This window comes from Staphylococcus sp. HMSC059F04, assembly GCF_001812565.1.
GTDB classification, from domain to species: Bacteria; Bacillota; Bacilli; order Staphylococcales; family Staphylococcaceae; genus Staphylococcus; species Staphylococcus lugdunensis.
Map to the genome: position 1 here is coordinate 8,782 of NZ_KV809465.1, position 11,886 is coordinate 20,667.

9 protein-coding genes are annotated in these 11,886 nt (G+C 36.1%); 4 read left to right on the forward strand and 5 right to left on the reverse strand.

Annotation, left to right across the window (positions count from 1 at the left end):
• Nucleotides 1–78: 78 nt before the first annotated feature.
• Both HMPREF2864_RS03790 and gltB read right to left on the reverse strand, forming a co-directional pair.
• Nucleotides 79–1,554: a glutamate synthase subunit beta gene (locus HMPREF2864_RS03790; protein ID WP_070545046.1), complete on the reverse strand. Its 1,476-nt coding sequence runs from the start codon at nt 1,552–1,554 to the stop codon at nt 79–81.
• 17 nt (nt 1,555–1,571) lie between these two features.
• Entirely contained in the window at nt 1,572–6,068 is a 4,497-nt protein-coding gene (gltB, locus tag HMPREF2864_RS03795; protein WP_070545045.1) for a glutamate synthase large subunit, read from the reverse strand.
• A gap of 143 nt (nt 6,069–6,211) precedes the next feature.
• On the opposite strand from gltB, the gene gltC reads away from it, so the two are divergent.
• The 3 genes from gltC (at nt 6,212) to HMPREF2864_RS03810 (ending at nt 9,086) form a co-directional block, all read left to right on the forward strand.
• On the forward strand, nt 6,212–7,096 hold the full coding sequence (gltC, locus tag HMPREF2864_RS03800) for a glutamate biosynthesis transcriptional regulator GltC (RefSeq protein ID WP_002479273.1): 885 nt from the start codon (nt 6,212–6,214) through the stop codon (nt 7,094–7,096).
• A gap of 98 nt (nt 7,097–7,194) precedes the next feature.
• Nucleotides 7,195–8,307, forward strand: coding sequence for a YibE/F family protein (locus HMPREF2864_RS03805; protein ID WP_172452330.1), 1,113 nt, complete (start codon nt 7,195–7,197; stop codon nt 8,305–8,307).
• Nucleotides 8,304–9,086 (forward strand): YibE/F family protein, encoded by a 783-nt coding sequence (locus HMPREF2864_RS03810; protein ID WP_002461163.1) that lies wholly within the window; start codon nt 8,304–8,306, stop codon nt 9,084–9,086. Before HMPREF2864_RS03805 ends, HMPREF2864_RS03810 begins: the two co-directional genes overlap by 4 nt.
• Before the next feature lie 332 nt (nt 9,087–9,418).
• On the opposite strand, the gene HMPREF2864_RS03815 is transcribed toward HMPREF2864_RS03810, so the two are convergent.
• The gene (locus HMPREF2864_RS03815) at nt 9,419–9,805 is read right to left on the reverse strand and encodes an NUDIX hydrolase (protein WP_002479271.1); all 387 of its coding nucleotides are present in this window, start codon (nt 9,803–9,805) and stop codon (nt 9,419–9,421) included.
• Nucleotides 9,806–9,933: 128 nt separating this feature from the next.
• Between HMPREF2864_RS03815 and HMPREF2864_RS03820 the strand changes: the two genes are divergently transcribed.
• Nucleotides 9,934–10,203, forward strand: coding sequence for a hypothetical protein (locus HMPREF2864_RS03820; protein WP_070545044.1), 270 nt, complete (start codon nt 9,934–9,936; stop codon nt 10,201–10,203).
• 206 nt (nt 10,204–10,409) lie between these two features.
• Here the strand turns inward: HMPREF2864_RS03820 and HMPREF2864_RS03825 are convergent, their stop codons facing one another.
• On the reverse strand, nt 10,410–11,381 hold the full coding sequence (locus HMPREF2864_RS03825; protein ID WP_002479270.1) for a LysM peptidoglycan-binding domain-containing protein: 972 nt from the start codon (nt 11,379–11,381) through the stop codon (nt 10,410–10,412).
• A gap of 321 nt (nt 11,382–11,702) precedes the next feature.
• The coding region (locus HMPREF2864_RS12215; protein WP_218086064.1) for a hypothetical protein at nt 11,703–11,886 on the reverse strand (184 nt) is incomplete at its 5' end.

Consider the following 11,886-nt stretch of genomic DNA (forward strand, 5'->3'; position numbering starts at 1 on the left):
GATCCCTTCAGCCGGACTTGGGTATTCCTCCAATGAACACAATAAACATCTTATTATAGCGTTCATTAAAAGTCAATATTATTTTATATGTTGTGCCATGTTTTTTTGAGTTAAATAATGATGGACTGCTTTAGCAACTCCACGTCCTTCTCTAATAGCCCACACAACCAAACTTTGTCCGCGTCGCGCATCTCCAGCAGCAAAGATATGCGGATGATTTGTTTGATAATTTATGTCATCGGCTACTATTTTATTGCGTTCTGTAGCAATATGAAATGCATGTGGCACTGTATTTTCTGTACCAACAAATCCAATGGATAGCAACACTAAGTCTGCTGGCCAGTGACGTTCTGTACCATCAACGATTGACATACCATTTTCTGTTTGCTCTAAAACTTGTGTAAAGACACCTCTAACATATCCTAAATGGTCTACATCATAGCGCATAGTTTGAACACCATAAGCACGTGGTTCTTTACCAAAGCGTGCTTCATATTCTTTATGGGCATAATCCATTTTGAATACTGGCATCGCAAGTGGCCATGCTGTATTGTAATCAACGGTCATCTTTTCTGGTAACCGTGTATATTTATTGAACTGAACCACAGACTTACAGTTTTCACGTAAAGCCGTAGCTACGCAGTCTGCTCCTGTATCACCTGCGCCAATAACAATAACATTTTTGTTTTTTGCCGTAATAGTTGGCTGATTTATTTCACCATTTAACACCTGCATTTGTTCAGTTAGATAGTCCATAGCAAAATGAATTCCAAATCCCATCCGTCCTTCTAATGGTAAATCTCTAGCCTGTTGGGAACCTGTACATAGAATAATAGCATCAAACGTATCTTCTAACGTTGTTTTGCTGATATCTACCCCCACCTCAACATCAGTCTTAAAGCATATACCTGCTTCTTCCATTAATGCAATACGGCGGCAAACTACATTCTTGTCCAATTTCATATTAGGAATACCATACATCAGCAAACCACCAGGCTCGTGGGCCTTTTCAAATACTGTAACCTGATATCCTTGATAGTTTAATTCCTCAGCAGCAGTTAAACCAGCCGGTCCACTACCAACTATAGCCACCGATTGATTTCTAGAGGTACGAGGGTATTTAGGTGAAACCCAACCATGCTCATAAGCTTCATCAATAATAGTGCGCTCAATTCCTTTTATAGCAACTGATTCTCTATTGATTTTCATAACACATGAGTTTTCACATGGTGCTGGACAAACTCGGCCAGTAAATTCCGGAAAATTATTTGTTTCTTTTAGACGCTCATAAGCACTTTTAAAGTCTTGATGATACACTAAATCGTTCCATTCAGGAATGTAATTACCAATAGGGCAGCCTATCGTTTCTTTGCCATAAGGTAGCCCCGTCTGACAAAAAGGTGTGCCACAATCCATACATCGAGCACCTTGAATCCTTGCTTCCTCTTTAGTAAAACGTTGTTGAAATGGCTGATGATTTAACAGTCGATCTGCTAATGATAATTCCGTCAGCGATTGTTTGTCATACATCATAAAACCCTTATATTCCCCCATGACCATCGCTCCTTCCATCAATACACTAACGTCGGTTGCAATGCTTTATCTATCGACGTGCTATCATCATTAAAAGCCGCCAATAATGCATCAGCATCACTGCTATACTGACGTCGTTTTATCTCGATTTTTTGCATCATTAATTCATAATCTTTTGGTATCACTTTAACTGCACGTGACTCTATTTGGTCAAACTGTTTAAGCACATCACGTGCTTTCGTACTATTTGTATAGGCGATGTGTGCCTCTAGCATTTGACGGATTAATGCTTGTTCTTCTTGATGTACAACTTGTTTAAATGCCAAAGTCTCTAGTGCATGTGTAGCTTTGAATGCTTCAACATCACTCGGGAAGACATAACATACACCACCACTCATACCTTGACCAAAGTTTTTACCTACGTCTCCTAGTATGAGCACGTGTCCTCCTGTCATATACTCTAGGCCATGATCTCCGATTCCTTCTACAACAACATTCACACCGCTATTACGAATACAAAATCGTTCGCCAGCACGACCATTAATATACGCCTCTCCGGCGGTGGCACCATAAAAACAAACATTTCCTACAATAATATCTTTTTCTCTTTCAGGTTTTGGTGCTTTAATACAAATTTTGCCACCTGACAACCCTTTACCAACATAGTCATTTGCATCACCAGTATGTTGTATTGTTAATCCTTGTGGCGCAAATGCTGCTATACTTTGCCCAGCATGACCAGATGTTTTTACTATAATGGTATCTTCTGGCAAGCCATCCGGACCATAGTATTCTGTTATCGTACTACCCGTAATAACACCAACATCACGTTGTTCATTATGAATAACATATGTCCCCTCAAAGTGTTGGCCTTCTTTAATTGCGATTTGTGCATCGTAGTACAAACTACTTAAATCAAAACCTTGTTCTAAATGATGTTGTTGCATCATCTGTTGATAATTCACACCAGCTATTGGTTCAAGTAGTGGCGACAAATCTAAGGTTGCCGCTTTAGATCTTGGCGGTATATCCGTTGCACGCTCAAGCAAGTCTGTACGACCAATCAAATCTTCTACGCGTTTTAAACCTAGAGAAGCTAAAATTTCCCGCATTTCTTCTGCGATAAAATACATAAAATTCACGACATGTTCTGCTTTGCCATTAAATAATGCACGCAAATCCTTATTTTGAGTAGCAATACCCACGGGACAAGTATCTTTATGACACACCCGCATCATGACACATCCCAACACAACAAGTGGTGCCGTAGCAAAACCAAACTCTTCAGCACCTAATGCGCAAGCAAGTGCAACATCTCTACCTGTAAGTAATTTACCGTCCGTTTCAATTTTGACACGACTACGTAAATCATTAAGCTTTAACGTTTGATGTGTTTCTGCTAACCCAATCTCCCAAGGTAATCCTGCATGTTGTATACTCGTTTTTGGTGAAGCACCTGTACCACCATCATAGCCACTGATTACGATCTTATCGGCAAAAGCTTTTGCGACGCCAGAAGCAATCGTACCAACGCCTGATTTCGATACTAATTTTACCGCCACATCCGCATTTCTATTTGCATTTTTTAAATCATGAATCAATTGTGCTAAATCCTCAATCGAATAAATATCATGATGCGGTGGTGGTGAAATAAGTCCAATCCCAGGTGTTGCACCTCTCACCTTGGCAATCCAAGGATATACTTTACTGCCTGGTAATTGTCCTCCTTTACCTGGTTTAGCACCTTGAGCAACTTTAATCTGTAACTCTTTTGCATGTTGTAAGTATTCACTTGTTACGCCAAAACGACCGGATGCTACTTGCTTTATGGCACTAGATATATTACTGCCATCTGCTTGCTGTTTATAGCGGTAAGCATGTTCTCCACCCTCACCACTGTTGCTTTTTCCACCTAACTGATTCATAGCTTTGGCTAAAGTCTCATGTGCTTCTGCCGAAATTGAACCATAACTCATTGCGCCTGTATTAAATCGTCTTACAATCTCTTCTGCTGATTCCACCTCTTCAATTGAGATTGGGTGCTGTTGTTTAAACGTTAGTAAGTCTCTGATATGGTCAAACCGTTTGCTATGAACTGCAGCAGTAAATTCTTTGAATTGTTGGTAGTCATTTTCGCGACATGCGTGTTGTAACTTGAAAATAGTCAATGGATTAAATACATGGTGCTGTCCTTGTTGTCTCCATTGAAATACACTTCCTGAAGGTAAATAATCTAAGTGTCGTTGTTGCTGTGCTTTATTTTCTGCTTCTATTTGTGCTATGGATAACCCTGATAGCTTAGACGGCGTGCCTGGGAAATAGCGTTCAATAACTTCATGAGACAAACCAATTGCTTCAAAAATTTGAGCACCGTGATAACTTTGTACCGTTGAAATACCCATTTTAGCCATGACTTTTATGACGCCTTCAGATAAAATTTGAGTATATGTTTCGACATTATTTGAAACTTTACCTGTTAGCTTTTTCTGTACTGTCAACTGTTCAATGGTTGCTTGCGCAAGATATGGTACTACCGCATTCGCTCCGTAGCCTAATAAGCACGCAACATGATGAACTTCTCTTGTTTCTCCGCTATAAGCCACGATACTTGTATTCATGCGTAAATTTTCTTTAATGAGTAGCTGATGAATATAGCTGGTTGCAAGTAATATAGGCATGGCATATGCTGTTTTCTGGCTCAACAAACTATCATCTAATACGAGAATTTCAGCGCCATCTTTAACTGCTTCAATGGCCTGTTGACCAAGCAATTCAAGTGCATCTGCAAGCACATTTGTATATAAGGTAGATAATCGTACTGTCTTGAACTCACTCGATTCAATATATTCAAGCTGACTAGGTGTCAATACAGGTCTTTGTAATTGAATTCGCTTTAGCGCTTCCGGCGTCGGATGTAATATATTCCCTTCTGCACCTAGGTAAGACAGTTCACTTGTTACTATTTTCTCACGATAAGCATCAATGGGTGGATTAGTAACTTGTGCAAATAATTGCTTAAAGTAATTGAATAAACTTTGTGGTTGTTCATTTAATACAGCTATTGGCACATCATAACCCATGGCACCAATTGGATCTTTCTTGCCAGTCACAAGTTCACTCATATATTTATTAATATCTTCTTTGGTATAGCCAAATTGTTGTTGTAACTTAAATATTGTTGTTTCAGATAAACACGATGATTGATAACCTATTTGTTCCAAGTGTAAATCAATTTTATGCTTTGCAAGCCACGTTTTATAAGGATATTGTGTTGCTATTCGTGATTTCAGCTCATTATTTTCAATTACTTGCTGTGTCTCAAAATCCACAAGCAATAATTTACCTGGATTTAACTGCCCTTTATAAGCGACATTCGCTTCTGGAATATCAACCACACCAACTTCAGAAGAAAAAACAATATAATTATCCTTTGTAATCGTATAACGTCCAGGTCTCAAACCATTACGATCTGTTAAAGCGCCTATTTTATCGCCGTTACAAAACGATATCATTGTTGGTCCGTCCCAAAGTTCCATCAAGTAGCTATAAAATTCATAAAATGCACGCACCGTTGCATCATTTGCTTTGTCATGTTGCCATGGTTCTGGTATAAGGAGCATCGCTGCTTGTTCAGGTTCCATAGCAAGTGTTAAAAATTCTAACGCATTGTCAACAATAGCAGAATCACTACCATCTTCATCTACAATCTGGCAAATCTTATGTGCATCATTCGGAAATAATGTTTGAATCAGTTGTCGTTGACGCGCCCGCATCCAGTTCACATTCCCTTGAATGGTGTTAATTTCTCCATTATGCATTAGCATACGGTTAGGATGTGCCCGTTTCCAACTTGGGAATGTATTCGTGCTAAAACGAGAATGTACCAATCCAAATTTAGACTGATAATCTGAATGTTGTAAATCCAAATATAACCCCTTAATCTGATCAGATCTCAGCCATCCTTTATAAACAATTGTTTTATGAGATAAGCTAGTAAAATAAAGTTCTAACCCCTGTTGTTCAGCTTCGTGTTCAATTTGTTTTCTTGCCAAATATAACTTTTTCTCGATATCTTGATGATTAGTAATGTCGACAAAGATTTGATAGACATATGGCATAGTCTTAGCTACATGCTGTGCTAATACCTCTTTATTTACAGGTACTTCACGATATCCTAGCACCTTTAGTCCTTCACTACGAAATAACAAATCTATCATTTTCTGATATCGTGTATTTACTATGACCTTTTGAGAAAAGAATAATCCTACCGCGTATTCCCCTTCACACGAAAGTTCAAAATCAACATGTTTATTAAAATAATCAAATGGTATTTCGGTCATTATTCCTGCGCCATCGCCTGTAATACCATCTGCGCCCACACCACCGCGATGATCTAAACGACGTAACATTTCTAATGATTTGTCAACAATGTCATGCGAGCGTTTATTATCCATATTGGCATAAAAACCAATACCACAAGCATCATGTTCTTCTCGATAATCATATAATCCTCTTTTTATTGTTAAATCACACATGATGCATACCCCATTTTCAAGAATTTTCTGAATTTTTATGTTAATATGCTTCACTATAATGTAAAATATTTATCTGTACAATATACGAATTCGATAATACCTTTCTAATTTTTAGAACAATGATAGTTAATGGAGGAATAGGCATGGAAATCAAACAATTAAAATATTTTTTAGAGGTAGCTAAAAGAGAACATCTTTCTGATGCAGCATTAGAACTAGATATCGCCCAGTCGGCAATTAGTCGGCAGATTCAACAATTAGAAGATGAGTTGCAAGTCAAACTATTTAAGCGTCAAGGGCGTAACATTCGTTTAACCACAGCAGGTAAAGACTTTGTTATTCATGCCACTAAATTATTAAATCAAGTAGATGAAACTTTGACATTATTCCGTCAACAAGAATCCAATAATCTTTATTCTATTAATCTAGGATATGAACAAGGCTATGTTGCTGAACGTATATTACCATTAATACAAACATTTGAACGTCAGTATGATAGTAAAATTATTCCACAACAAGTTTCTCAAGATTCCACGAAGCAGATATTAGTGGATGCGTTGGATGTCGCAATTACTGAGCTTACTCCAACGCTACAACAAAACAACGATTTAAATGTAACTTTATTATATGAAGAAACATACCATTTATATTTACCTAAAGAAGAACCGTTAGCTCTGGCGATGAACCCACACTTAGCTCAATTTGAAGGCGCAACGATTTTTACATTAACGCCACTGTCCACAACAATGATAGCTTTAATTGAACAATTAACTAAAGCTACACTACACGTCGTCACACATCCGGCGCTAGCTCAATATTTACTTGCACAACATCGTGGTTTTATATTAGCACCTGATTATCAACGCTTAACTGTCAGTTCACTTGATTATAAAGATATTTCACTTAATCACACGCCTTTAAAACGCTCTATCTGCATCGTAGTGCGCAAAGAAAATAATAAGCCTGATGTGCAACAATTAACATCACTGATACAAACTTTATTTAATCGTGTTTCAACATATCATTAATCGTTCACGCCACTTTATAAAGCTGCTAATATTTGAAATGCTAAAGCTTAGGGCGTATAATCACTCTATCTTTAAAGTGAAAGGACCGTCTTAACATGATGCAATATAAAAACATATTGAATTCAAGATTTTTTTGGCTAATTTGCAGTTTAGCAGTCCTTATATTAGCAGTGTTTATTTTTACATTTTTCAACGATCGACTCTACCACACGCCTATTGCCAAGATTACAAATGTCGAACAAGTTCATCAGCAAAAAATAACTGATGAACACCATAATACAGATACAAAGTACAAACAACGTCTAACATTAGAAATATTAAATGGTAAGTTTCAGCATCAAACAACAACCATTAACCATACATATGTAGCATCTCAAGCAGATACAGAAGCCTTTTCTAAAAATAACAAAGTACTTTTACATATAACAGATTCATTAAAAAGCGCAACTATTATCGAAAAAAAACGTGATTCCCTAGTCGTTGCAATTTCTGGAGTATTCATACTCGCCGTACTCATTGTTGGTAAGAAAGTCGGTTTGCAATCGATTCTATCACTAGCCTTCAATACTTGTGCCGTCTTATTGGCTATTCAACTTCATAACCAGCATCCTTCATTAAGTCTCTTTGGACTTATGACAATTGCTGTTACCTTAGCGACAATCATCACACTACTACTAGTCACCGGATTAAAGCTGAGGTCATGGATAACGATTGCCAGTACTTTACTCGGCACTCTATTAAGCATTGGCATTACTGCATTGGTCATTCGTTTAACCGATGGTGCAGGTATAAAATATGAAACGATGAGTTTTCTCACATTACCACCTAAAGAAGTATTTTTAGCTTCCGTCTTAATTGGGTCTCTCGGTGCAGTTATGGATGTTGCTATCACTTTATCTAGTGGTATGTATGAAATTTATCAACGTACACCTGACATAAGTATACAGCGCCTTGCAGTAGCCGGACGACGTATCGGTCAAGATATCATGGGAACCATGACGAATATACTATTATTTTCATATTTGTCTGGAAGTCTACCAATGCTACTTATATATCTAAAAAATGCCAATACATTTACTTACACGATTTCAATGAATTGGTCGTTAGAAATTACTCGAGCGATTTCTGGCGGGATTGGCATTGTCTTAACGATACCTATTACTATTACTTTAATGAGCCTTTTTATTAAATTGCGAGGTGAGCCATCATGAGTGCAATTACATTATTAGGATTTATCTTATTTTTATTAATGATTGTTTTTGGCGGGACTAAGGGGCTTATTTCATTTTTAACCTTATTCTTAAATTTTATCATTTTATTGATAAGTATCGTTTGTATTATGTTGGGTATACCGATATACGTGGTACTCGTCATTTTCTGTATCGTAGTTGCTTCATGCAATTTATTCATTTTAAATAGTTATAATATTAAAACTAAAGCCGCCTTTCTAGGCACAATGATAACCATCATGATACTTATTCTAGGTATTTATTTATCTGTTCGACTCGGTCATTTACAAGGTTTTACTACTGAACAACAGGATGAAACTTATATATTTTCCATGAATATTGGTATCGATATGGTGCAATTTATGGTGTTTACCATTGTGTTAGCAGTTATTGCAGCTGTTATTGATTTAGCAATCACCATCAGTTCACCAATGTACGAATTACACGAAGCAAATCCAAAATTATCTCAAACAGATTTATTCAAATCCGGCATGACGGTTGGACGAGAAATATTAGCTACTTCTGCAAACACAATTTATTTGGCTTATTTTGGTGGTCAATTAACATTATTCTTTTGGTTTTTTAAACTGAATTATTCATTTGAACACATTATCAATTCAAAAATCTTTACTCAAGAATTTATTTCCATCTTGCTAGGTGGTATCGCCATTGCAATAAGTATCCCTATCACTGCATGGATTACTGCCTTTTTCATTAAACATAAAAAATTATCCGCCACTCATTCTCAAACAATTGAATAACAATCAGGCAGGTTCACGTATGACGCACGTTGTAACCTGCCTTATATTTTTCATTTAAACATTGAATTTGATTTCCTACTCCTTAGCATTATGGCATTCGTTGCTCTAGCTTAAGTATTTTCCCGGGAAATATACGATGAGTCTGGAACATCATTACCTTCTAGGTTATGAATTAAATATTGGCAGTAGTTGACATGATTGAAAAAAGCTTGGTATCAGCGTATTTTCAATCCTGTCAACCTTGCGGGAGCGAGACTACAGATTCATAATGAATGCTGTCTCGTTTCCTATTTCCTTAATTCTATAACCTTGTTCAACACATTTTGAAAGAATCATTTTGAAGATATTTGCGCAATCCATGTTTGGACTGCTGGCGCTATTAAATGTGTATCTGTTTTATCAACCCATTTAATATCTGTAATTTCGTTATCGATTTGAATTTGTTCCCAATCTATATCTGTCGTCACACGATAACCATTGAGCTCCGTCTGCATATTTTTTTGCGGATATGCTTGCCCTACCACTGTCCCAATATATTCAAATTGAGTTTGAGGAATATCAAGCTTTAATTCTTCATTCACTTCTCTCTGGATAGCATCTAACATCGATTCATGAGCTTCTATTTTCCCACCTGGAAAATAATATTTTTCTCTATGTCTGACCTGTACGAGCAAGATTTTATCTTCTGTTTCTTCTACTAAGCATACACAACGAATCACTTTGACCATTCCTTTGGGATTAATTTGATTATTACATGTAACTATGTGCTTTCAAACATAATAAATGTTTCGTTATTACAATTTCGTTTATAATATAACCATATCATATTCATCGGAGGGTATGTTTCATGGCAAAAAAATCAAAATTAACACATGTATCCAATTTAATTAGTTTAGCCGGCTTTTTAGTAGATGGATACAATGGGATTAAGTATGACGCAAAAGAAAAGAATTTAGTTTATTTATCATTAGGTTTAAGCACTGCTGGTACTTTATTAGATTTCTATGTATCTTTAAAATCTCCTAAAAAGATCCGTAAACTTGCTGCACTATTTCTATTTATAATCAATGTCACACGCTTAGCTACAAGTTATCGTAAAATTAAAGAAGATTTCTAATTTCGTATTGTTATTTTATAGTGTTAGTCAATAACATTATTGCAGTCATTCTTCTTATTTTATATCTACAACTCACAAATAAACAATTAGAACCGCAATTTGCTGTATTTAACAAATTACGGTTCTATTTTTTTACAAGCCTTAAGTAAGGTTGCCAAGATTTTAGTATATTTTAATCTCTCATCTTATTGATACAGCATCATTCATTAATGAATATATCTATATGAAGATACTTGATAAGAAGGTATTGTGCGATATGTCATAATTCCTGGTGATGCACTGTAGTTCATTTCTGAAACTAAGATACTACCATCACTGTTAACACGTTCTACAAACGCAACATGACCATAATATCCTATATCTGTTTGTGCAATTGAGCCTACTGTTGGCGTATAGTTAATTGTGTATCCATCCGCTGCAGCTGCGTTATCCCAATTATTAGCATTCCACCAATATGTGCTGATACCTTTACCAATAGCTGCACGACGATTAAATACATGCCATGTACATTGACCCCATGTATATAAGTTACTGTGGCTAAAAATTGGTGTTCTATAGCTATTAGAATTTGAAGTTCTTGTTGAAGAACCTGAAGCTGTGCCAGTCACTTTTAATTTTTGACCTGGGTAAATAAAGAAATTATTTAAACCATTTAATTGCATGATTTTTTGGTAAGTTGTGTTATATTTTGATGCAATTAAAGATAATGAATCTCCTGGTTGCACTGTATAAATACTAGATTTTGATGATTGTGATGGTTTTGTATTGTTCTTTGCAGCTGTACCAGTCACTTTTAATTTTTGACCTGGATAAATAAAGAAATTATTTAAACCATTTAATTGCATAATTTTTTGATATGTTGTGTTATATTTCGATGCAATGAGAGATAACGAATCTCCTGGTTGCACTGTATATGTACTACTACTTGTGTTTGCAGTACGGTTTGCTGTACTTTTGCTAGATCCACTTACTTTTAACACCTGATTAGGGAAAATTAAATTGGATTTTAATCCATTAAGTGATTTTAATCGTGCAATAGACATACCATATTTATGAGAAATTGACCAAACAGATTCTCCAGCTTTAACTGTATGTGTTGTAGCTGCTTCTGCCTGATGTGCGAATACGGTACTTAAAGCACTTGTCCCAATAATTGCTGCCATATATTTCTTTTTCACTAAAAAAACCTCCAATATCATTTTAATGTGTCTTTGTATTATTCATAAACATACTACTCACTATGTCTCATTACATTAAATAGCAGTAATGGCATCTCTCGACTAAATAGATGAAAATGATTGCATTAAGTCGAGACGTAGTCTACTTCATATACTATACACATTCATGTATTGTCTCGGCTTTTCGTTCTGTCTTTTATAAATCCACATATTAAAGGTAATACAAAAAACAGCAGAATACCATTTCAATTACATTACAGTATTGTGAAGTTATGATACATTACTTTGCGCTATTAAAATATTATTTTTTTATTTATTTTTTTAACAATGTTTTTGTCGGTTATATGGCAATCTACAAACAAAATGATGCCACGATATCATTGCTAGAAAAAACTGATTTAGCCAGTTTTTCTGTACTTGGGCCTCACCCCAACTTGCGTTGTCCGTTGCCTTTCGCTTCGAAAGCCTCTGTGTTGGGGCCCCACCCCAACTTGCTTTGCTTGGT

Bases quoted from the DNA above. Each gene is read 5' to 3' on its own strand.
- HMPREF2864_RS03820 (WP_070545044.1), top strand. From the start codon at position 9,934: ATGGCAAAAAAATCAAAATTAACACATGTATCCAATTTAATTAGTTTA.
- HMPREF2864_RS03805 (WP_172452330.1), top strand. From the start codon at position 7,195: ATGCAATATAAAAACATATTGAATTCAAGATTTTTTTGGCTAATTTGC.
- HMPREF2864_RS03810 (WP_002461163.1), top strand. From the start codon at position 8,304: ATGAGTGCAATTACATTATTAGGATTTATCTTATTTTTATTAATGATT.
- HMPREF2864_RS03790 (WP_070545046.1), bottom strand. From the start codon at position 1,554: ATGGGGGAATATAAGGGTTTTATGATGTATGACAAACAATCGCTGACG.
- gltB (WP_070545045.1), bottom strand. From the start codon at position 6,068: ATGTGTGATTTAACAATAAAAAGAGGATTATATGATTATCGAGAAGAA.
- gltC (WP_002479273.1), top strand. From the start codon at position 6,212: ATGGAAATCAAACAATTAAAATATTTTTTAGAGGTAGCTAAAAGAGAA.